Origin of the sequence: Brachybacterium sp. AOP43-C2-M15 (assembly GCF_052446295.1) — a bacterium.
Lineage (GTDB): Bacteria > Actinomycetota > Actinomycetes > Actinomycetales > Dermabacteraceae > Brachybacterium.
This window is the reverse complement of record NZ_JBQSWB010000008.1, coordinates 37,345-58,860: the sequence shown is the minus strand read 5'-3', so window position 1 is coordinate 58,860 and position 21,516 is coordinate 37,345. Positions and strand designations below refer to the sequence as shown.

At 74.8% G+C, this 21,516-nt stretch carries 13 protein-coding genes; 4 read left to right on the top strand and 9 right to left on the bottom strand.

Translation table 11 applies throughout. The features are described 5' to 3' along the window. Positions 1–119: 119 nt before the first annotated feature. Both ACT3SP_RS10240 and ACT3SP_RS10235 read right to left on the bottom strand, forming a co-directional pair. A complete protein-coding gene (locus ACT3SP_RS10240; protein ID WP_444587185.1) occupies positions 120–3,950 on the bottom strand; it encodes a phosphodiester glycosidase family protein in 3,831 nt (1,276 codons plus the stop codon). Positions 3,951–4,079: 129 nt separating this feature from the next. Next, positions 4,080–5,159, bottom strand: coding sequence for an SDR family NAD(P)-dependent oxidoreductase (locus ACT3SP_RS10235; RefSeq protein WP_444587184.1), 1,080 nt, complete (start codon positions 5,157–5,159; stop codon positions 4,080–4,082). Between the two features lie 110 nt (positions 5,160–5,269). On the opposite strand from ACT3SP_RS10235, the gene ACT3SP_RS10230 reads away from it, so the two are divergent. Next, positions 5,270–5,893: a TetR/AcrR family transcriptional regulator gene (locus ACT3SP_RS10230; RefSeq protein ID WP_444587183.1), complete on the top strand. Its 624-nt coding sequence runs from the start codon at positions 5,270–5,272 to the stop codon at positions 5,891–5,893. Here ACT3SP_RS10230 and ACT3SP_RS10225 read toward each other — a convergent pair. From ACT3SP_RS10225 to ACT3SP_RS10215, 3 genes are all read right to left on the bottom strand, one after another. Further along, positions 5,883–8,987: an AAA family ATPase gene (locus ACT3SP_RS10225; RefSeq protein ID WP_444587182.1), complete on the bottom strand. Its 3,105-nt coding sequence runs from the start codon at positions 8,985–8,987 to the stop codon at positions 5,883–5,885. The genes ACT3SP_RS10230 and ACT3SP_RS10225 overlap by 11 nt on opposite strands. Continuing rightward, positions 8,984–10,147, bottom strand: a complete 1,164-nt coding sequence (locus ACT3SP_RS10220) for an exonuclease SbcCD subunit D (RefSeq protein WP_444587181.1) — start codon at positions 10,145–10,147, stop codon at positions 8,984–8,986. The genes ACT3SP_RS10225 and ACT3SP_RS10220 overlap by 4 nt, the downstream gene beginning before the upstream one ends. Before the next feature lie 141 nt (positions 10,148–10,288). After that, entirely contained in the window at positions 10,289–12,040 is a 1,752-nt protein-coding gene (locus tag ACT3SP_RS10215) for an HNH endonuclease signature motif containing protein (protein WP_444587180.1), read from the bottom strand. A 419-nt stretch (positions 12,041–12,459) separates the two neighbouring features. On the opposite strand from ACT3SP_RS10215, the gene ACT3SP_RS10210 reads away from it, so the two are divergent. From ACT3SP_RS10210 to ACT3SP_RS10200, 3 genes are all read left to right on the top strand, one after another. Next, positions 12,460–14,019, top strand: a complete 1,560-nt coding sequence (locus ACT3SP_RS10210; protein ID WP_444587179.1) for a dihydrolipoyl dehydrogenase family protein — start codon at positions 12,460–12,462, stop codon at positions 14,017–14,019. Positions 14,020–14,178: 159 nt separating this feature from the next. After that, positions 14,179–14,925: a hypothetical protein gene (locus ACT3SP_RS10205; protein ID WP_444587178.1), complete on the top strand. Its 747-nt coding sequence runs from the start codon at positions 14,179–14,181 to the stop codon at positions 14,923–14,925. A gap of 71 nt (positions 14,926–14,996) precedes the next feature. After that, a complete protein-coding gene (locus ACT3SP_RS10200) occupies positions 14,997–15,809 on the top strand; it encodes a class I SAM-dependent methyltransferase (RefSeq protein WP_444587177.1) in 813 nt (270 codons plus the stop codon). Positions 15,810–15,815: 6 nt separating this feature from the next. Here ACT3SP_RS10200 and ACT3SP_RS10195 read toward each other — a convergent pair whose 3' ends face one another. Genes ACT3SP_RS10195 through ACT3SP_RS10180 form a run of 4 tightly spaced genes read right to left on the bottom strand, consistent with a single transcriptional unit; the run spans position 15,816 to position 21,414 of the window. Continuing rightward, positions 15,816–16,490, bottom strand: coding sequence for an SRPBCC domain-containing protein (locus ACT3SP_RS10195; RefSeq protein ID WP_444587176.1), 675 nt, complete (start codon positions 16,488–16,490; stop codon positions 15,816–15,818). A 1-nt stretch (position 16,491) separates the two neighbouring features. After that, positions 16,492–16,842: an ArsR/SmtB family transcription factor gene (locus tag ACT3SP_RS10190; protein WP_444587175.1), complete on the bottom strand. Its 351-nt coding sequence runs from the start codon at positions 16,840–16,842 to the stop codon at positions 16,492–16,494. A 31-nt stretch (positions 16,843–16,873) separates the two neighbouring features. Then, a complete protein-coding gene (locus tag ACT3SP_RS10185) occupies positions 16,874–18,295 on the bottom strand; it encodes an APC family permease (RefSeq protein WP_444587174.1) in 1,422 nt (473 codons plus the stop codon). A gap of 20 nt (positions 18,296–18,315) precedes the next feature. Continuing rightward, entirely contained in the window at positions 18,316–21,414 is a 3,099-nt protein-coding gene (locus tag ACT3SP_RS10180; RefSeq protein ID WP_444587173.1) for an ExeM/NucH family extracellular endonuclease, read from the bottom strand. Between the last annotated feature and the right edge of the window lie 102 nt (positions 21,415–21,516).

Below are 21,516 nucleotides of genomic sequence, written 5' to 3'. Positions count from 1 at the left end.
GGGATGGCCCGGTCCCGCTGCGCGGCAGGGCCGACGCCCCATGATCACCCGCGGCGCGGTCCGGTGCCAGCCGAGGAGGCTCTCGCCACCGGGCGGCCGACGGGACGGGTCCGGGCCCGTCAGCGGTGCATGCCTCGCAGCCCCACCCGCATCCCGGTGCCGAGCACGATCAGTGCCAGGGCAAGAGCGACGGCACGCCCGGCGTCCCAGCCGGTCCGGGCGAGGGACCCAGGGTCCGCCCGCTCACCACCGGGGTCCTGCGCCGAGGCGCTTCCTCCCCGCTCAGCGGATCCACCGTCGGATCCCGCATCACCGCCGGAACCCCCGGAACCACCGCCGGCGCCCGAGCCTTCGGAGCCGTCGCCCTCCCCCGAGCCACCGGAGCCCTCTGAGCCGTCAGCGCCGTCCGAGCCATCGCCGCCGTCAGACCCATCGCCACCGTCCGAGTCCCCGGGCTCTCCCGGCTCCTCCGGCTCGGGCCCGGGGCCGTCACCGGCCACCGCCACCCTGTGCTCGGCCGTGCGCCCGTTGACCGTCACCTGCACGGTCGCGGTGCCCGGTCGCAGCCCGGTGACCTCCCCGGTCGTGGGATTCAGCCGCAGCACCGCGCCGGGATCGGCCAGCTCGCCCGGCCCGTCGGCCCCCGCGGCGTCGATCCCCGAGGTGCCGGCGTCGACCTGCACGCCCTCGCCGCCCCACTGCGCGGTCATCGGCCATCCGACCGGCACCTCGGTGCCGTCCTGGACGATCTGCGCCGCGACCTCCCCGACCCCGCCGACGGGCAGCTCCTCGCTGCCGGCCACCGAGATCTCGTCGACCCAGGGCCGGGTCTCCGCCGCGAGCCAGGCGACGCGGTCCGCCGTGGTCGGGTCCTGGCCCACCGCGCCGGCGCCGGGGCTCACGCCGAGCATCGTCCAGCCGGTGAATCCGCCGGTGGCGGGCGTTCCCGCCGGGGACTTCCCCGAGTTGCCGTTGATCAGGGAGGTGACCCCCTCGACGGCCGAGCCGTGGAACGCCCCGACATGGCCGTTGACCACGGCGACGGACGTGCCGCTGCTGCGGCGGAACTCGGCCAGCTGCTGCTCGAGGGCGCGGGCCTCCCGCTGATCCGTGAGCTGGCTGAGCTTGCTGGGCAGGGGGTCGGCCGGCGGGTGGTGGAAGAAGATCACGGCGCCGGTGCGGGTCTCGGACCGCGCGACCTCGTCCAGCTGCCGCTCGAGCTGCTCGAGCTGGTCGAGGCCGTCCCCGGCGAGGCTGCCCGAGGCGCTGTTCAGCGTGATCACCTCGGTGCGGCCGAGGGACCGCTGGGTGCTCGTCGCGCCGAAGGCCTCCTCGAAGTTCTCGATCTCCCCGCCCATCGCCTCGTGGTTCCCGGGCACGTAGACGTAGGGGATCTCCTCGCCCCACTCCTCGTCGAGGATCTGCTGGGCGAGCGCGAAGTCCTCCGGGGAGGCCTCGTCGACGAAGTCGCCGTTGATGACCAGCAGATCCGGGGCGGCCTCCCGGATCTCGCGGAGGGTGCGACGGGCGCCCTCGACCGCCTCGCTCTCCGGATCCGCGGCCACGAACTGGGCGTCGCTCATCACCGCGATCCGCTGCGGGCGCTCCGCGACGCTGCCGTGGGTGAGCAGCGCCGGGTCGTGGACGGTGCTCTCGGCCGGGGTGTCGGTCTGCGGGGTGGTGACCGCCTCGAGGTCCGCCACCGCGATGTCGCCCTCGTACTGCGCCTCGGGCCGCGTCTCCATGAGCCGGATCCGCTCGACCGTGAGCGGCTGCGCGAGCCCCTCGGGCACGGTGAAGCGCACGCTCTGCCAGCCCTCGAAGTCCAGGTGATCGCCGTCGAGGTTGGTGACGGTGCCGTTGCCGTCGGTGACCTGGAGGCGCGGCCAGGTGCCGCTCCCGTCGCCGCGCACGTCCAGGGTGAAGGCCTGGGTGCGGCCGTCGACCGTGACCGGTTCGTCCGCCACGAGGTAGTACCCGCGGGTGGCGCTCGAGGTGGTGAAGTCGTAGGTCATGCCCACCGCGGGCACCGGGGTGCCGTCCTCGCCCTCGGGGCCGTCGGCGGCCTCGAAGGTGCCCTCGGCGCGGTCCGCGGCGTCGCTGAAGGCCGAGAGGTCGGAGAAGTCCAGGACCTGCTGCTCCTCGGTCCCGTAGGTGAGGGCCACGGTGGTCGACAGCCCGGCGGCGGAGAGCGTCAGCGTGCCCGTCTCCTGCTCCCCGGTGGCGGTGACCGTCCAGGTCCCGGCGCCGTCGTCGGCGACCTCGAAGCCGTCGTCGACCGCGACCTCGACGTCGGCGGTCTCGAGGCGGGTCCGCTGCCCGTCGGCGTCGTAGCCGGAGAGGGTCAGCTGCTCGCCGTCCTCGGTGTCGGAGAGGTTCAGCGAGCGCTCGTCGGCCTGCAGGCCGATCGGCGCGCCGAGCACCCGCAGCTCCTCACGCGCCTGGTGGGGCCCGGCGGTGTAGGTGACGGTGCCGCGGCCCGGGGAGGTGCCGCGCACGGTCGCGGAGGCGGCGTCGGAGGAGTCGATCTCGAGGGAGCCCGCGGCCTCGAAATCGCCGTCGGCCATCACCGGGTCAAGGTTCGCCCCCAGTCCGGTGGCCGCGAACGATCGGGTCAGGCCCGGGAACACGGCGTCCTCGCCGTCCAGGACGGGTCCGCTCTGCACATCGGCCACCTCCTCGGAGGGTGCGTCGGAGTAGAAGACCAGGGCATTGGGCACCTCGCGCACCTCGCCGTCGGAGGGGCTGTTCCAGATCGCCTCGGAGTCGGCGCCGGCGGTGCGGGCGGCGAGGGCGGAGGAGCCGCCGCCGTCGAGGTTGACGGCGTTGTGAGCGCCCATGTCGCGCAGGATCTCGCCGAGCTCGGGCAGCGTCATGCCGGCCGACTCGTCGCTGCGCCCGTCCAGGACCAGCACGAACAGCTCGCTGCCGTCGCGGCTGACGCCCACCGCGGTGCGCGGATGGATCTCGGTGACCAGCGACTCGTCGGGCAGCTCGGGCACCTCGCCGTCGGTGAGGATCTGATGGCTGCCGGCGATGCCGAGGTCGACCTCCTGATCGGGGCCGATCTCGATGTCGACCTCGTCGCCGACCTCGAGGGCGGCGATCTGCTCGGCGCCGTCCTCACGGCCGAGCAGCAGCTGGCCGTCCTCGGGGATCTCGGGGTCGCCGGCGCTCTCCTGCACCTCGCTGACCTCGGTGACGATCCCGTCGACGACGGTCGCGAGGGCGACCTGCTCGGCGGGCTCGTCGGGGGCGCCGACGGGCCGGTCCAGGGTGTACTCGCCCCAGGCCGGGGTGTACACGCCGATGCCGCCCTCGAGCAGGGCCGGGTTGTTGATCCCGGCGAGGTCGTGGACGGCACCGTCGGGGGTGGTGAGCTCCCCGGCGGCGGAGAGCGCCTGCACGACGGCCCGACCCTCGGCGAGGGTGAGCGCGGGCATCGGCTCCGGGGACCCCATCTGCACACCCTCGCTGCCGATCGAGGTGTTCAGCGGCGCGTCGGAGTGGTTGATGTCGAAGAAGGTGCCGTTGACCGCGGCGACCGCCTGCTCGCCCCGCTCCCCCGAGCGCATCACGTCCTGCAGGGGCGCACGGCCGGTGACCGTGCCGCCGTCGGCGACGTCGAAGGACAGGGTGGACTCGCGCAGATCGGCGGTCAGCACGCTGCCCTCGTTCCAGCCACCCTCCTCCAGGCGGGAGAAGGTGGTCAGGTCCAGGCCCGGCGCGACCCGGTAGTTCTGCGACTGGCGCAGCACCCCGCCGTGGGACAGCTGCTCGTCGGTGACCTCGGCGGCGGCGGGGCCGGCCTGCCAGGCCTGCAGCGAGAGCAGCGACGGGGCCAGCAGCGCGAGCGCCGCGAGCAGCGCGAGCCATCGCGCGGGCGGGCGCAGGCGGTCAGGACCGGGCAGTCCGGTCGCGGCGGGCGGGCGGGAGGCGGCGTGAGGCATCGAGGAGTCCAGGTCGCGGGGAACGGGCGGGCTCCACGCTATGTGACCTGGATGACACAGGGGCGGGTTCCGGGTGAACTGCCGGTGGCGCGGGCCCGGCGCGCATCGATCACCCCTCCCGCCCCGCGCTCACTGCGCGGACCAGCCGCCGTCCGAGGCGAGGATCTGCCCGTTGACGTTCGCGGCGTCCTCGGAGAGCAGCCAGGCGATCGAGGAGGCGAGGGTCTGCGCGGTCGCGACCGGCGGGATCTGTGCGAGGAACGGGGCCAGTCGCTCCCGGCCGAAGTCGGAGCGGAAGCTCCCCTCGATGCCGGTGGCCGTCGGGCCGGGGGCGACGGCGTTGGTGCGGATGCCGTGCGGACCGTAGAGCACGGCACCGGAGCGGGTCAGGCCCACCACGGCGTGCTTGCTCACGGTGTAGGCGGTGCCGGCGGCGCTGCCGCGCAGCGACGCCTCGGAGGCGACGTGGACGATCGCACCGGCGCCGGCCTCGAGCATCGCCGGCAGGACGGCACGGGTGAGCGCGAAGCTGCCGGTGACGTTGAGGGCGAGGACGCGCTCCCAGAGGGCGTCGTCGACCTCGTGCAGGGGCACCATCCCGTCCATGATCCCGGCGATGTTGGCGAGCCCGTCGATCCGCTCCCCGGCCGCGCCGACGATGCGCTCGACGTCCTCGGGCAGGGTGATGTCCGCGGTCACGGGCACGACGGCACCCTCGGGCGCCGCGTCGGCGAGGCGCGCCAGGCCCTCCTCGGAGAGGTCGACGGCGACGACGCGGCCGCCCTCGGCGAGGATCCGCTGCGCGGTGGCGCGGCCGATCCCGGAGGCGGCGCCGGTGACGATCACGGTGCGTCCGGCGAAGCGGGCGCCGCCGACGGGGGCGGCCGACGCCTCGGGCAGCTCGCCGCCGTTGACGGCGCGGACCATGTCCTCGACCATCGCGTCGGTCAGCCGGCCCCGGCTCATCTCGGCGAGCGTGGCGAGCGGGAGATCACGGATCCGGTCGAGCACGGCGGCGGGGTCGGCGCCGGCCTCTGCGCCGTCTCCTGCACCGTCACCTGCGCCGTCCCCTGCGCCGTCCCCCGAGCCCTGCCCCAGCCCCTCGAGGAGGCGGGCGATGAGGGGCGCCCCCTCGGGATGGGCGAGCCAGCGGGCGATGGTGTCCTGGGCGGTGAGCGGGGCGTCGGGGGTGGTGGGCTGAGTGCTCATGGCGGGTGTCCTCGTCGACGGGATGGATCGGTGTCCCGTGATTATGGGACCGCAGTCTCATTATTCCCTGGGAGTGCGCCGGGCGCCGGCGCGGGTGGCAGGATCGGGGCATGCCCTCCTCCTCTCCCCCGCCGTCGCGCGCCGGCCGACCCGTCGACCCCGCGCGACGCCGCGCCGTGCTGGAGGCCGCCGGGGAGCTGCTGGGCGAGCAGCCCTACGACGAGGTGACCATCGAGCAGATCGCGGAGCGCGCCGGGGTGGGCAAGCAGCTGCTGTACCGGGTGTGGGGCTCGAAGGCCGAGGTCGTGGCGCAGGCGGTGCTGCAGGGCACCTTCGCGCTCAGCCCCGAGCCGGTGCCGGACACGGGGGACCTCCGCGCCGATCTCGAGTCCTGGCTGCTCGCCACGGCCGAGGCGATCTCCGCCCCGTCGCGGCGCTCCGTCGCGCGGGCGCTGGCCACCGCCTCCGCCGGAGGTCCGGACCGGCGGGAGCTGTTCGACGAGGTGCTCACCCGACCGGCCGGGGCGGTCGTCGTCGAACGCCTGGAGAGGGCGCGAGCGGCGGGGGCGACGACGCCGTCGGCTCCGGCCGAGGTCATCGCGGATCTGCTCACCGGGTACATCGCCCTCGCCACCCTGGGCAGCGTCTCCCTCGCTCCGGAGCGGCTGCACCAGGTGCTCGACGCGGTGCTGCCCGGTGACGGTGCTCAGGCGGTGACGGGCCTCAGGCGGTGACGGTGAGCGTCGAGCGGCTGTCCTGACCGCGGCGCACGTGGATCTGCTCGGCGATCTGGGCCTTCATGTCGCCGACATGGCTGACGATCCCGATCACGCGGCCGCTCTCGGCCAGTCGACCGATCTCGCGGACCACGGTCTCGAGCGTCTCCGGGTCCAGGGAGCCGAAGCCCTCGTCGATGAACAGGGTCTCCATCTGCACTCCCCCGGCCTCGCCCATGACGATGTCGGCCAGTCCCAGCGCGAGGGCGAGGGAGACGAAGAAGGTCTCGCCGCCGGAGAGGGTCTCGGGCACCCGCGCCTGATCGGTGCGTCGGTCCAGGACCAGCAGGTCCAGGCCCGTCTTGCGGGCCCCGCGGGCGCCGGTGTCGCGCAGCAGCTCGAGGTCGGAGCCGGAGAACAGGGCGAGCCGGGTGTTGGCCGCCTCGATCACCGCGTCCAGGCGCCACATGAGCACGTAGGTGGACAGCTGCACGCGCTCCCCGTCGCTCGAGCGGCCGGTGGCGAGGTCGGCGACGCGCACGGTCACCCCGGCGCTCTCGCTCACGGTGCGCACTTGGGCCGACGCCGCCTCGAGCGCGGCGCGAGCGGTGCGGCTGCGCTCGGCGACGCCCTCGGTGCGGGCGGCGATGCCCGCGGCCTCGCGAGCGGCGGACTGGGCGCTGGTCAGGGTCGCGGCGGCGGCGGCGAGCGCGGCCTCCGCCTGCTCGCGGGCCTCGTCGCCCGCAGCGGCCTCCGCGATGCCCTCCTCGGCCATCCCGTCGGCGAGGCGGGACTCCTCGACGGCGCGGGTCTGGAGCTGCTTCTGCAGACGGGCGCGCTCCTCGGAGGGCAGGACCGCGGCGCGGGCCGCCTCGGCGGTGGCGAGTCCGCTGCTCGCGAGCGCCCTGTCCGCCTCGGCCGTGGCGTCGGCGGCCCGCTGCTCGGCATCGGTGCGGGCGCGCAGCGCCTCCCGCAGGGCGGTGGCGGCGCGGGCGCGGGCGCTGTGCGCACGGCGGCGGGCCGCGATCGAGTCGTCCGCCCCACGCGCGTCCGTGACCTTGGTGCGGTCGGCCTCGAGGGTGCGCGCGGCGTCGTCGATCGCGGTGCGTTCGCGCTCGACGGCGAGGGCGGTCCGCTCCTTCGCGGCGGCGAGCTGCCGGGTCTCCTCGTCGTGCGCGGCGATCGTCGTCTCGAGCGTCGCGACCTCCTGCTCGGCGGCGACCGCGGCCTCCACGGTGCGCCGCGCCTCCTCGACGGCGGCTCGGGCGGTGTCGGGCGTGTGGTCGCCGGCCTCCTCGCGCAGCTGCTCGAGCTTCTGGCGGCCGAGGGCGAGGGCCTGCTCGGCGCGGGCCTGGGCCTGCTCGGCCTGCTTCCGCTGCGCCTCGGCGGCCTCGACCTGCTCGGGGCCGACGGCGTCGTCGGCCGGGTCGGCCGGGTGGGGGTGGTCGAGGGCTCCGCAGACGGGGCACGGGGTCTCCTCGGCGAGGTCGGCGGCGAGCTCGGCGGCGATCCCGGCGAAGCGCCGACGGCGCAGCTCGGCCTCGGTCCGGGCGCTCTCCTGCGCGGTGCGCAGGGTGTCCGCGGCGGTGGAGTGCGCGGCGGCGACGGCTCGTTCCTGGGCGGCTGCCGCGGTGGTCGCCGTCCGCACCTCCTGCGCGGTGCGGTGGGCGGCGCGCGCGTCGCCCAGTCCGACGGCGACGGCGCGGGCGGCGTCCCGCTGCTCGACCAGGGCGGTGCGCTGCACGGGCCGCTCCTCGAGCTGCGTGCTCGCCGCCTCGAGCTGCTTCTGACGGCCGACGAGCTGCTCGCGACGGGCGCCGAGCTCCGTCTCCCGCTCGGGCAGGGCCTTCTCGAGGTCGACCAGCTCGCGGAGCGCCCCGGCCGCGCCGGTCGCCTCGTCGGCGGCGGCGGTCAGCGCATCGGCGGCGGTGAGCGCGTCCGCGGTCTCCTGGGCACCAGGTCCGGTGGCCCCGTCGAGCAGCTCGACGAGCTGCGGGTGCTCGGCGCGGGTGGTGGCGGCGAGGGCGGTGAGCGCCTCGATCGTCTCGGCGGCGGCGGCCGAGGCGGTGTCCCGTCGACGCAGCAGCTCGGCCACGGGGCGTGCGGTCTCGTCCCGCTGCAGCGCGCCGCGCGCCTGTTCGGCGGCGGGCCGCTCGGTCTCGAGCCGGGCGGCGAGGGCGTCGAGCTCGCGACGGCGATCGATACGGGTGCGGGCGGTGCGGGCGGCCTCCGCACGGTCGCGGGCGCTCTGCTCCTGTCCCGCGGCCGCGTCGGCCGCCGTGCGCGCCTCGGCGGCGCGGCCGGTGACCGCGGCGAGGTGCTCCTCCGCGGCCACCGCCAACGGGTCCAGGCGCAGCGCCCCAGCGTGCTCGTCGAGCTCGGCGATCTGCTCCTGCTCGAGACCGGTGGCCTCAGTGAAGCGGGCGAGCGCTGTGGCGAGGGTCTGCTGGGCGGCGTCGACCTCGCGCTTGGCCTGCTTGCGCATCTCCTCGAGCTGCTTCTCGACCGCGGCGTAGATCTCGGTGCCGAAGACGCGCTGGAGCACGGCCTGGCGCTCCCCGGTGCCGGCGCGCAGGAAGCGCGCGAACTCGTTCTGGGGCAGCAGGACGGTCTGGGTGAACTGGTCGCGGGTGAGGCCGACGGCGCGCTGGATCTCCCGGCCCACCTCGTCGATCCTGCTCGCGATCACCTCGATGCCGGCACCGCCGCCGGCGGTGTCGGCGATGACCTCCGCCATCAGCTGCGGGGAGCCGATCCGCCACAGCAGCGCCTTGGCCTGCTCCTTGGTGGTGCCGGTGCCGCGCCTCTTCGGGCGGAGGAACTCGGGCTGACGCCGCACGCGGAAGATGCCGGAGGCGGTCTCGAACACGAGGTCCACCACGCTCGGCTCGGTGGGGGCGGCGAACTGGGACCGGATGCGGTCCGCGCTGGTGGCGCTGCCCGCCACCTGCCCGTACAGGGCGTAGACGAGGGCGTCGAGGATCGTGGACTTTCCGGATCCGGTGGGGCCCTCGAGCAGGAACATGCCGCTCGCGCCCAGGGCCGCGAGGTCGATCTCGACGGTGCCGGCGAAGGGGCCGATCCCGGTCAGGCGCAGGTGGTGGAGCTTCACGAGGCCTCCTGCTGCCGGCGCACGGCGCTGTGGGCACGGTCCAGCACGTCGTGCTCCGCGGGAGTGGGGGCGGCGCCGGTGACGTGGGCGAGGAACTCGTCCATCACCTCGAGCGGGTTCTGCTCGCGGCGCACCACCGGGGTGCCCTCGCGGGCCTCGCGCCCCTCGGGCGCGTACTCGGTCAGCAGCAGGTGGGGGTACGCCTCGCGCAGCTGCTCCTGCAGGTGGGCGGGGCGGGCCGGGTCGGTGACCACGGCCTTCAGCCAGTCCCCGCCGTGCTCGTCGCGTCGGGCGAGGATCTCCTCGAGGGTGCCGCGCAGCTCGGTGAGGCGGCGCGGCACCGGGGCCTCGATCCGGCGCACCTGCGCGGCGGTGCCGGGAGCGCCGAGCTCGACCATCAGCACGGACTTGCGGTGGTGGCGCTCGGAGAAGGAGAAGGCCAGCGGGGAGCCGGAGTACCAGGCAGGAGCGCCGACGGCGCGGGTGAGGTCCTGGCAGCCGTGGAGGTGGCCGAGGGCGAGGTAGTCGATGCCGCCGAGCACGGCCGCGGGCACCGAGTCGACGCCGCCGACGGTGAGGTCGCGTTCGGAGTCGCTGGCCTCGCCGCCGGAGACGAAGGTGTGCGCGAGCACGACGGTGCGGGCGTGAGGATGCGCCGCGCCGCGCTCGCGCACACGGTCCAGCGCCGCGCGGGTGACGGCCTCATGGCTGCGGGCCAACGGCTCCTCCCCCGCTGCGACCAGCTCGGTGCGGGCCCGGTCCGGCTCCAGATAGGGCAGTCCGAAGAACAGCACCTCGCCGTGCTCGTCCGTCACCGAGACCGGGTGCTCGATCCCGGGCACGTCGGTGAGCAGGTGGATGCCGGAGCGCATCAGCGAGCGGCCGAAGCCGAGGCGCTCCGGGGAGTCGTGGTTGCCGGAGGTCAGCACCACGGTCGCGCCCGTCGCCGCGAGCCGAGCCAGGGCGCTGTCCAGCAGCTTCACGCTGGACACGGCCGGCACAGCGCGGTCGTACACGTCGCCCGGGACGACCACCACGTCGACCTGCTCGTCACGGACCAGCTCCACCAGCCAGTCCAGGAAGGCGGCCTGGTGCTCGTGCAGGTCCACCTTGTGCAGGGTGCGGCCGAGGTGCCAGTCCGAGGTGTGCAGGATCTTCATGTCCCCGAGCCTACGAGCGGGAGCCGACGTTCCGCGCCGCCGTGCACACCCTGCACGTCATGGGCATGCCGAGACCCCGGCGCGCGGGGGTGCGCCGGGTCCGGCGTGGGACGCGGAGGGGGCGGCCCGGGGGCGGGGGCGTCAGAACGGTGGGGGCCCGTCCTCTCCCCAGGGGCCCGGCGGGATGCCGGGCGCCCCCGGGGCAGGGCCGTCGGAGGACGGGACCTCGTCGGGCGGAGGGAGCGACCGCGGTCGGCGACCCGGCGGGAGCTGGTCCGACGGGGAACGGTCGGACGGGGGCCGGGCGGGCGGACGGCGGTCGGCCGGGGTGCCGGGAGCGGGAGCCCTCGCTGCGGCGGGGAGCGTGTCGGTGATGTCCTCGCCCAGGTACTCGTCATCGGCGCTGCCTGCGGGGATGCCGCGGAGGAACGCGGTCCAGGCCGTGCCGAGCAGCTCCGCCATCCGGATGCTCTCGGTGTCGAGATCGTCGATCACGGTGACGCTGTCCCCGTGAGGTCCGACGGCCCAGCGCGTGCGGCCCGGCTCGGTGGGAGCGGTGGGGAGGCGCGTGGGGTCCAGCAGTCCGTTGGTCTTGTCGAGATGGTGCTGCCAGCACAGCAGGTGGAGGTTCTCGACCTCGGTGGGGCCTCCCTCCCCCGGGGTGCCGCGACGGCATTCCTCGATGTGGTCGCACTCAGAGGCCCAGGAGGTGGGTCGGGTGCATCCCGGCACGGCGCAGGACGCGTTGCGGAGCCGGAGATGCTCGAGCATCGCCGCGGTGGGGGTGCATCGCTCGGCCGGGAGCGGGAGGAAGGCGCCGTGGGCGGGCTCGGTGAGGACGCGGTGCCACACCTCCGCGGCACCGGCGAGGGACCGGGCCATGGACGGCGGCAGGGGTGTGATGCCGTCGAGGTCGCCGGGGGCGTCCGAGGCACCGAGGAGGGTGAGCACGGGCACCGTGATGTTCAGGCGGAACCTCGCCTCGGGAACGGACGCGCCCTCGAGGTCCGGTGTCGCGGTGGCCATCAGCACGAACCGCAGCACGCTCAGGGGCAGTGCCTTCCCCGTCGTCAGCACCTGGCCGTCGGGATCGTGCGGGACGGGCGTCCCGTCGCGCAGAGCGGCGCGCTGGGCGGACTGGACCGCGCGGGCGGACTCGTCGAGCCGCTTCCACTGCGCGAGGACGTCCGGGATCGGGCCGACGATCTGGAGGATCCCCGTGCCGGGCTCGTGGCCCGGCAGCAGGTCGACGCTGCGAGGGAGCGAGGAGACCGGATCCGGATGCTGCTCGCGCTGCTCGAGCAGCGCGATGAGCTTCTTCACGAGGCGGAAGAAGCGTTCCGCCGTGATATCCATCGACCAGGAATCGACGGCGACGTCCACCTTCTTCCGCGAGCTGTCGGAAAGTCGCCTCGAGGACTTGATCATCGACTGGAACCAGGCGGAGGGCATCTTTCCCGCCTCCAGCGCGGCGAAGGCGCGAGGGAAGAGGTGCACCGCCTGGTGGGCATCGCGCAGCTGCCCTGCGGCCGCGTTCGCGGTGACCCTCAGCGCGAGCACGGCTCGTGTGGTGTCGACCTCGTCGAACTCCGCGAACTCCTCGTACTCGCCCTCGTGCGCATGGAGCTCGGCCAACGCTCGATACTTCTCGGCGAGGCAGAGCGCGGACTGCCTCTCGGCGTCCCACACACGCTGCGCCGCCTCGCTGAGCTGGGGATTCTCCACGCTTGCGCCGCGGCGGGGAAGGGAGTCGCGGGTGAGCTCTTCCCGGGCGCGCACCGTCCGCAGGTGCGAGGGCAGCGAGGCGAGGAACGCGGAGTCGGCAGCACGGTCCGCGGGCCCGGCACCGCCCTGCTCGTCGAACAGCGAGGACTGGCTCTCGACGGCACTCATACCCGATCACCTCCTGACGACCGCGCACACGGCCGGCGGCGGCCGTGACGGTCGGGATCCTTCTCCCGTTCGACACCTCGATCATATCGGGAATGGCCGACATTCGCCGCCTCGTGGAACCATTGTGGAAAACTCCGAGGATCGGTCGAGAACGATTCGTGGGCGACCCTGTCGCCCCTACTGCCGACATTCTTTCCTCCACAGAGGACGGTTATCCACATCGTGCTGGCGAGGAGGCGCCGCGTCGGGGCGGGACATCGGGGCGGGACATCGGGGCGGGACGTCGGGCGGGACGTCGGGCGGCCCCGGGGCAAACCGGAACGGACACGGGCGGACCCGGACGGGCCCGGAGCGCACTCCCGGCACATCTGCGCTCCCGCGGGGGCGCGGCGGGAGCGATGGCGGCGTAGCGTGCGGGCATGGCCACCGACGCTCCGTCCGCACCCTTCTCCAGCTCGTCCGCACTCACCACCCCCGCCGACGCCCCGGACACCGAGATCACCGCCGACGTCGTCGTCCTCGGCGGAGGTCCCGTGGGCGAGAATGTCGCCCAGTACGCGATCGAGGGCACCGACCTCACGGCCGTGCTCATCGAGGGCGAGCTGCTGGGCGGCGAATGCTCCTACTACGCCTGCATGCCGTCGAAGGCGCTGCTGCGACCGCTCGCCGTCGCCGACGCCGCCGCGCACCTGCCGGGGATCACCACCCCGGAGGTCGACCGCGAGGAGCTGCTCGCCCGGCGCGACACCTGGGTCTCGCACTACGACGACGCCGGGCAGGTGCAGTGGGCCGAGAGCGCCGGGATGCAGGTGGTGCGCGGTCACGGCCGGCTCGTCGGAGAGAAGGAGGTTCTGGTCGACGCCGGCAACGCCGCGGAAGCCGGCACAGGCACAGGCACAGGCACAGGCACAGGCACAGGCACAGGCACCGTCCGGGTCAGGGCCCGCCGCGCCGTGGTGCTGGCCACCGGATCACGGCCGCGCCTCCCGGAGGCGCTCGCGTCCCTGGCTCCGTGGACCTCCCGCGACGCCACCGGGGTGCGGGAGATCCCGGGCGAGCTGCTGATCGTCGGCGGCGGCGTGGTGGCCGTCGAGGCCGCGACCTGGATGGCGGCGCTCGGCTCCCGCGTCACGCTGCTGGTGCGCGGCCGGTCGCTGCTCGCCGGCCACGAGCCCTTCGCCGGCCGACACGTGCAGGAGGCCCTGGACCGGCTCGGCGTCGAGGTGCTGCTGGGCACCTCGGTCACCTCGGGCGAGCGCGCGGAGGCGCAGGAGACCGGCCTCGGCCGGCTCCACGGCGGACGGGTGAGCCTGCAGGTCCAGGACCACGAGGGCCGACGGGAGATCAGCGCCGACGAGGTCCTGGTCGCCACCGGGCGCGTGCCGCGACTGGCCGACGTCGGTCTCGAGGCTCTCGGCCTCGCGCCCGAGGACGTCACCAGGTCCGGTGCCGGGTCAGGATCCTCGCTGCCGTCGTGGCTGCACGCGGTGGGCGATGCCGGCGGCGAGGCGCCGCTGACCCACTGGGGCAAGTACCGCGCCCGGGTGATCGGGCAGGCGATCCGCGCCGGGGCGACCGGCGAGGCCCTCGAGCCGGTGCCGGAGCAGGTGCCGGTCCCGCAGGTCGTGTTCACCGATCCGCAGGTCGCCGCCGTCGGGCTCACCGAGGCCGAAGCCCGGCAGGCCGGGCACGAGGTGGTCACCGCGCAGGTGCCCTTCGGGGGCGCAGCCGGCTCGGCGCTGCTCCGGGACGACGTCACCGGCACCGCCCAGCTGGTCGTCGATCTCCGGAGCCGCACCCTGGTGGGCGCCACCTTCGTGGGCCCCGAGGCCTCCGAGCTGCTCCACGCGGCGACGATCGCGATCGTCGGCTCCGTGCCGGTGCACGTGCTGCGTCACGCGGTGCCGAGCTACCCGGCCGCCTCCGAGCTGTGGCTGCGCCTGCTCGAGGACCTGCCGCACGAGCTGCGGGCCGGCTGAGCACGCCGACCGGACGGGCCGGTCGCGCCTCCCGCCGTCCTCCCCTCGGGGCCGCTCAGCAGATGCTCCCGCTCCGATCCTCCCTGTGCTCCCGCTCCGATCCTCCCTTGGGAGGAGATGACAGTTCGCACTGGCGTGCGGTGCGACCGGGAGGGTGGAATGGAGGAAGAGAACGCTCCGCGGCACCGCGCCGCCCTGCCCGGGAGGATCATGTTCACGCGACTGCATCGTTCGCGCCGACTGCGCCGCGCCAAGCCCGGCGACGGCCGCATGCTCGAGGACCTGCGCTGGTGGCAGACGTTCACCCGCACCCAGTTCTTCCTGGACCCCGACGAGTCCGCGGGCCGGCCCGCGCCGTACGCGGTGGACGTCCGCTACCTCGCCACGGAGCTCGAGGGCGGGAAGATCGCCGAGGGCGCCCGGCACGCCCCCGTCGCCCTCCACCGCGACGGACGGCAGGTGCACATCGCGAACCCGCCGGTGGCCTTCGAGGTCGAGGACGGGGTGATCGAGGTGGCGACCAGCACCTACGGCCTGACCAGGATGCATCACACGCCCACCGGCGGCGGGACGGCCCGGCCCCTGCGCCCGCACCGACGCTCGCTCGAAGGGCGGCGGGCGCGCTTCGGCGATCGGCACCCGGGGGCGAGCAGGGCCATCGGGCTGCTCGCGATCGTGGTGCTCCTTCTGGGCCTGGTGGTGATGCTCCCGCAGGCCGCGGAGCTCGTCACGAGCCTGGACCCGGTGGCCGAGCGGGTCGGCACCTTCACCTCCCCGATCCAGCTGCCGGGATGGGCGAACACCGCGCTGCTCGTCGCCGGCGCCCTCGCGGCGACCGAGCGGGCGCTCACCCTGCGCAACCACTGGCTGATCGACGCGGACACCACGTGGACCGCCTTCACCTGAGCCGGTCCGCTCCTCGCTCGCCGGCCCGAAAACTCCTCGTGCTCGTCGACCCGGCCCCGTAGTGTCGGCCCATGTCCGACGCCTCCACGACTTCTGACACCTCCCCCACGTCCGACACCCTCACGACGTCCGACACCTCCACGACGTCCGTCCGGCAGCCCGGCCCCGACGCGATCTTCGCCGATCCGCTGCTGGCCGCCTGCTACGACACCTTCGACGGCGAGCGTGACGACCTCGACCACTACCGGGAGATCCTCGCCGAGCTCGGCGCCCGCACCGTCATCGACGTGGGCTGCGGGACCGGCTCCCTCGCGACGCGGCTCGCGGCCGAGGGCCTGGCCCTGACCGGTGTCGATCCCGCGCTCGCCTCCCTCGAGGTGGCCCGGGCGAAGCCCGGCGGCGAGGCGGTGGACTGGATCCACGGCACCGCCGAGGACCTCCCCCCGCTCGCGGCCGACGCGGCGGTGATGACCGGGAACGTCGCGCAGGTGTTCCTCACCGATGACGCCTGGAGCGCGACCCTCGACGGGATCCGCGCCGCACTGCGCGACGGCGGAACGCTGGTCTTCGAGTCCCGGCGTCCGGAGCGGCGGGCCTGGGAGGAGTGGCAGGCCGCGACCGACGAGGTGGTGCACGAGGTGCCGGGCGTGGGCCGGGTGGCGGTGCGGCCGACGGGGTTCGAGGTGGCGCTGCCGCTGGTGACCTTCTCCGACGAGTTCCGTCTCGAGGACGGCACCACGCTGACCTCCACCTCGACCCTGCGCTGGCGCGACGAGGCCGAGCTGCGCTCCACCCTGCACAGCGCCGGGTTCGAGGTCGAGGAGATCCGCGACGCCCCGGACCGCCCGGGGCGGGAGCACGTCGTCCTCGCCCGGGCGGTCTGAGCCCGATCAGCTCTGCTCGGCGACCGTGCCGGTGCCGGTGTAGAAGCCGTAGGTGGCGTCGGCCTGCAGCTGGGTGGCCTCGGCGTCCTCCCCGGCGGCGGCGTGGGCCACGGCCCAGCCGTCGGCCGCGCCCCGGTAGAACGACCGTCCCTCCGCGGTGCCCGCCCAGGCCTCGGCCTCGGACGGGGAGAGGGTGCCCTCGACCGCGCCGAGGTGCAGGGCGAGGCCCAGCAGGCCCCCGTCCCAGCCCACCCCGGTGGCGCCGGGACCGAAGGTCTCCCACATCTCGGCGGGGACGTCGGCCGTGCGCGCTGTGTGCTCGAGCTCGAACCGGGTGGCGTCCTCGCCCTCGGCGGCCAGGCGCACGCTCACCCACGAGGTGCTGCCCATCGCCTCCCAGCTGACGCGGAACTCGGCCGTCCCGTCGGCGGGCGGGTCGCAGGAGAGGATCTCGCCGCCGGCCTGTCCCTCGAACTGGTAGCGACCGCCCGGGCGGAGGTCGCCGCTGATCGGCAGGAACCAGCGCGGGATCCGCTCGGCGGAGGTGACGGCGTCCCACACGTCGTCGATCGCGGCGGGATAGGTCTGCTCGAGGGACTGGACGTGCGCGGGCGCGCCGGCCTCCTGCGCGAGACGGTACGAGCGGGTGACGGACTGCAGCTGGACGGGGACGTCGACCATGTCAGGTCTCCTTCGGGGTGGGGGTCGCGACGGGCGGGGCGCCCGGTGCGGGGTCGGGGCCGGGAGCGTCGGGCGTCGGGTGCCAGAAGCGCTCGAAGGGGCTCAGCCAGTCCGTGGCCTCTCGGGGGCCACGGGCGTCGACCGCGTAGAGACGGCGCCGCCCCTCGGCCCGGACGGTGGCGAAGTCGTGCTCGCGCAGCACCCGCAGGTGCTGGGAGACGGCGGGCTGGCTGATCGAGAACTCCCGCTGCACGCTCGCGCCGATCGCGCCCGCGCTCAGCTCCCCGTCGTCGGCGAGGAGCTCGAGGATCCGTCGCCGCACCGGGTCGCCGAGGACGTCGAGCGCGTGCATGCGGCCATCCTCCCCATCCACGCTATATAAGTCAAGACTTATTCGAGCCGGAGCGGGACGGGGAGCGGCGCGCGGCCAGGACGACGCCTCGGTGGGCGAGCCCGGTCAGCACCAGCACTGCTCCGGACGCGATCGTGCGGCCCGGCAGCGAGGCGACCAGCAGCACGCAGCCGAGCAGCCCCGCCAGCTGCACGGCCCTCGGGGTCAGCCGCCACTGCCCGTCCTGGGTGAGCGCCGCGAGGTTCGCGATCGCGTAGTACAGCAGCACGCCGAAGGAGGACGCGGCGATCGCGACCAGCACGTCCGAGGCCAGCAGCACCAGGAGCAGCACGGCGAGGCCCGCCGCGAGCTCCGCCCTCTGGGGCACGGAGAACCGGGGCGCGACGTGGGCGAGGACTCCCGGGAGGTCCCGCTCGCGCGCCATCGCGAGCACGGTGCGCGAGATTCCCGCGATCAGCGCCAGCAGGGCTCCGCTCGCGGCCGCCACCGCTCCGACGGTGAGGACGACGTGCCAGGGTCCACCGGCGCCCACGGACTCGAGCGCGGCGCGGAAGGGCGCCGGCCCCCATCCGCCGCGGCCCGGCGCGGGGCCGACGAGCACGAGCACCGCCGAGAGCACGAGGTACAGCCCCGTCACCACGGCCAGGGCGAGGACGATCGCGCGGGGGATGGTGCGCCGAGGATCGACGACCTCCTCCCCGAGGGTCGCCACCCGCGCATATCCGGCGAAGGCGAAGAACATCAGGGCCGCGGCCTGCGCCACGGCGAGGGCGAGCGCGACCGGTCCGCCGCCCGTCCCGAGCAGGGCGACCGGCCCGCCGTCCCAGAACCCCGACGCGGCACCGGCGAGCGGACCGGGGACCAGGGTCCCGCCCGCGGCGGCATCGGCCGCACCCGCACCCGCGCCGGATCCGCCTGCTCCCGTGCCGAGTCCGACGAGGAGCCGGCCCGCGGTGAGCAGCAGCGCCGCGATCGCGATGACCACCAGTGCCCGGGCGAGCGCCGCGGTGCGGGTGATCCCCACCAGGTTCACCGCGGTGAGCACCACGACCACCAGCGCGGCCACGATCCGCTGGGCGGAGTCGGGCACCAGGTGCGCCGCGATGACCAGAGCCATCGCCGCGCACGAGGCGATCTTCCCCAGCACGAAGCACCAGCCGGCGAGGAAGCCCCACCAGGGTCCGAGCCGCTCCCGGCCGAAGTGGTAGGTGCCGCCGGAGGCCGGGTGCTGCGCGGCCAGCTGGGCGGTCGAGAGGGCGTTGCACAGCGCCACCCCCGCGGCGATCAGCACCGCGAGCGGGGCGAGCGCCCCGGCGAGGTCCTGCGCCGCGCCGAGGGAGACGAACGCCCCCGCGCCGAGCATCGAGGCGAGGCCGAGGACGACCGCGTCGCGCAGACCGAGCCGACGTGCGAGCGTGCCCTCGCCCCCGTCGGGGGCGCTGCCGCCGGTCACGGCCTGCCTCCGCTGTCCGCTCAGGAGCGGTCGACCCGGTGGAGGAAGGCCGCGGCCTCCGCGCGGTCCACGCGGGTGGTGGGCCGGAAGTCCTCACCGTCGACGATCCCCTCGTCGAGCCCCTCGGCCTGCAGCCAGGCGATCGCGTCGGCCTGCGCATCGCCCGTCGGCGCCTCGACCTCGGGGGAGCCGGCCGCGGCGTGCAGCGCCTCGGCGAGCACGCCGCGGGTGAGGACCGTGCCCGGGCGGAAGGACCCGTCGTCAGCGGTCAGGATCCCCTCGCCGTCGGCCCAGAGGATCGCCTCGTAGTGCGGGTGGTCGGCGGCGACGTCCGCGAAGGGCGAGGTGCCCGGCGCGTCCGCGGCGGGGGCGCCGGCCATCACGTGCAGCGCGGCCGCGAGGTCCGCGCGGGAGGTCGTCCGGGCGGGCCGGAAGGTGCCGTCCTCCCCGGCGGGCAGGATCGCGTGCTGGGCCGCCCACAGGATCTCCGCGGAGTACGGGTGCGAGGCGCGCACGTCGCGGAGGTCCGGGAGGGCGGGCGCCTCCTCGTACCGCGCGTCCAGGCCCACGACCATCGGGTCATGGTCCGAGGAGGCGAAGGGGCCGCTCTCGTGGAGGTCGGTGAGGTTGTTGTTGTAGCGGCCGTACTGGGCCATCACCGGCTCGGCGCCGTTGATCTGCCAGTCCGTGGCGCCGGTGACGCGCTCGGCGCCCGAGGGGTTGGCGATCACGTGGTCGAGCGAGCCGACCATCCCGCCGAAGCTGTAGGACCAGCCCTCGGGGTCGTGCCTCTCGCCGAGGTTCACGAAGCCCTGCTCGTAGAACAGCTGCAGCGGCTCCTCCTGGGTGTAGGCGTTGAAGTCGCCGCCGTGGAAGACGTCCTCCACGCCGAGCTCGTCCGCCGTCCGCTCCGCCCAGGTCCGCAGCGCCTCGGCCTGCTGGAGGCGGGAGGTGCGGCCGTTGCCCTGGACCGGGTCCTCCGGCAGGTCCGCGTCCTCGGCGTCGGCCGAGCCCTTGGACTTGAAGTGGTTGATGGTGAAGAAGAACGGCTCGCCCTCTCCCTGCGCACCGCCCTCGGCCTGCGCCGGCACGAACACCTGCCCGATCGGCTCGCGGGCGTTGTCGAAGGCGTCGTCGCCGGCGAGGATCTGCGCGCCGCCCTGCGGGGAGACCGCGGCGGGCTTGTAGAGGATCGCGTTGGTGATGACGTCCTGCCCGCCGTCCAGGCCGAGCTCGGCGTAGGCCTCGCCGGTGGGGACGAAGGCCCAGGTGCCCTCGCCGTCGTGCGCGTCGAGCGCGTCCACCAGGGTGGCGGTCGCCTCGTCGGCCTCCTCGCCCAGGCGGGCGGAGTTCTCGATCTCGGTCAGGCCCACCACGTCGGCCCCGGTGCCGGAGATCGCCTCGACGATCTTGGACTGCTGGCGCTCGAGGTCGTCGGCGCCCCACGCGCCGCGGGGCAGGCAGCCGCCGCGCACCGTGGCGCCCTCGCCGTCCATGTCGGTGTACGGCTCGCAGCCGGGGGTGTCCTCACCGAGGGTGGTGAAGTAGTTCAGGACGTTGAAGGTGGCCAGGCGCAGGTCGCCGCCCACCTCGTCGGGCGCGTCCCGGCGGGTGTTCTCGAAGTCGACGCCGTCGCTGCCCGCGGAGGTCCACGGGGTGGTGACGTTCAGCCGCCACTGGTCGAAGGAGTAGGCGACCACGACGGGCTCGGTGAAGGTGGCCGCGGCCCCGACCCGCACCGGCTCCTCGGTGGTCAGCCAGCTCATCGGCTCGGTGGGGGTGGTGGAGAAGTTCGTGGTGCGGCCGTCGTCCAGCAGCACCATCTGCTCCGCGAGGCTCTCGTGGTGGGCGGTGGCCTCCTCGCCCGGGCGCATGATGTCCCCGGCCTGCACGAGCGGCTCGTCGCCGATCGCGAGGGTCACCTCGCCGAAGCGGCCGGTGTCGTAGGTGTCGGTGACGGTGAAGTCACCCTCTCCCGGCAGGTACAGCATGTGCTCGAGGCTCTCGCGGTGCTCCTCCTCGGTGGGGAACCCGCCCTCGAGGGTCGCGGGCTCGACCGGGTCGAGCGGCTCGGGGAGCTGCTCGAGGCCGTCGGGGCCGACGGAGATCTGCGTGGAGTCGAAGTACTCGCCGACCTCGCCCCGCACGCGTACGGAGTCGCCGATCGCGACCTCGGAGGCGGTCGTCGGGGAATGCACGAACACGGCGGTGGAGCCGGTGTGGGTGGAGAAGTCCAGCGCTCCGCCGGTGCCGGCGGCCTGGAGGACGTAGCCGTTCAGTCCGCCGGTGGCGTAGACCGCGGTGACCACGCCCTCGGTGAGGACGTGCCGGCCGACGAGCGGGCTGGCGGGCCCGGTGCCCTGGATCTCGGCGATCGAGGCCTCGACGGCCTCCGCGGGCGGCTGCTCGTCATCGCCGTCATCGTCGCCGTCATCGTCGTCGCCGTCGTCGTCATCGTCCTCGCCCGGAGCCGCACCCGGCGTGGGGGTGCCCGCGGCGAAGTCGGCGGAGTTCTCGCCGGTCGCGTCCGTGCGCTCGATCGAGGTGCCGTTGGTGGTGGCCGGGGCGGGCGCCTCGCCGGAGAAGGTCGCGGCGGCGCCCCAGCCGACGAGGTCGATCACGGCCGGGTCCTCGGCGCAGGTCGCACCGGTGCACTGCAGGGTCCCCGCGGCGTCGGAGAGGGCGAACACGCCCTGGGTGCCGGAGACGTTGATGCCGCCGACGAGGTCCGCCTCGGGCAGCGGCTCCCCGTTGCCGTTGCCGGCGGCGAGCTGGATGAGGAAGGTCTCCCCCGCGGCGACGGTGCCGCTGAGGGCCAGGGTGCCCGCCCCGCCGTTGAAGGAGCCGGTCGCGGAGGCGTACTGGAGGGTCCAGCCGGTCAGGTCGAGGTCGGTGTCCGAGGTGTTGACCAGCTCGACGAAGTCGTGGCGGAAGGCGGCGCCGCTGTTGCCGCCTCCTCCGTAGACCTCCTGGATCCGCAGATCGCCGGGCGTGACCGCGGCGGCCCGGGCGGGCAGGATCTGGCCGGGCAGCACGGACAGGCCGAGGGCGAGGGCGGCGGCCGCGACGACGAGCCGGGCCGGTCGACGGCGCAGGCCCTCACGGGTGGGGGTGCTCATGGCGGGGATGCTCCTTGGGCGGGGCGGTCGGCGAGCTGTGCGGTCTGCGGGCTGGGCGGTCTGCGGGCTGGGCGGTCTGCGGGCTGCGGGAGGTGCGGATGC

Coding starts and splice junctions, on each gene's coding strand:
- ACT3SP_RS10205 (WP_444587178.1), top strand. CDS start 14,179: ATGGAGGAAGAGAACGCTCCGCGGCACCGCGCCGCCCTGCCCGGGAGG.
- ACT3SP_RS10195 (WP_444587176.1), bottom strand. CDS start 16,490: ATGGTCGACGTCCCCGTCCAGCTGCAGTCCGTCACCCGCTCGTACCGT.
- ACT3SP_RS10240 (WP_444587185.1), bottom strand. CDS start 3,950: ATGCCTCACGCCGCCTCCCGCCCGCCCGCCGCGACCGGACTGCCCGGT.
- ACT3SP_RS10180 (WP_444587173.1), bottom strand. CDS start 21,414: ATGAGCACCCCCACCCGTGAGGGCCTGCGCCGTCGACCGGCCCGGCTC.
- ACT3SP_RS10230 (WP_444587183.1), top strand. CDS start 5,270: ATGCCCTCCTCCTCTCCCCCGCCGTCGCGCGCCGGCCGACCCGTCGAC.
- ACT3SP_RS10190 (WP_444587175.1), bottom strand. CDS start 16,842: ATGCACGCGCTCGACGTCCTCGGCGACCCGGTGCGGCGACGGATCCTC.
- ACT3SP_RS10210 (WP_444587179.1), top strand. CDS start 12,460: ATGGCCACCGACGCTCCGTCCGCACCCTTCTCCAGCTCGTCCGCACTC.
- ACT3SP_RS10215 (WP_444587180.1), bottom strand. CDS start 12,040: ATGAGTGCCGTCGAGAGCCAGTCCTCGCTGTTCGACGAGCAGGGCGGT.
- ACT3SP_RS10200 (WP_444587177.1), top strand. CDS start 14,997: ATGTCCGACGCCTCCACGACTTCTGACACCTCCCCCACGTCCGACACC.
- ACT3SP_RS10220 (WP_444587181.1), bottom strand. CDS start 10,147: ATGAAGATCCTGCACACCTCGGACTGGCACCTCGGCCGCACCCTGCAC.
- ACT3SP_RS10235 (WP_444587184.1), bottom strand. CDS start 5,159: ATGAGCACTCAGCCCACCACCCCCGACGCCCCGCTCACCGCCCAGGAC.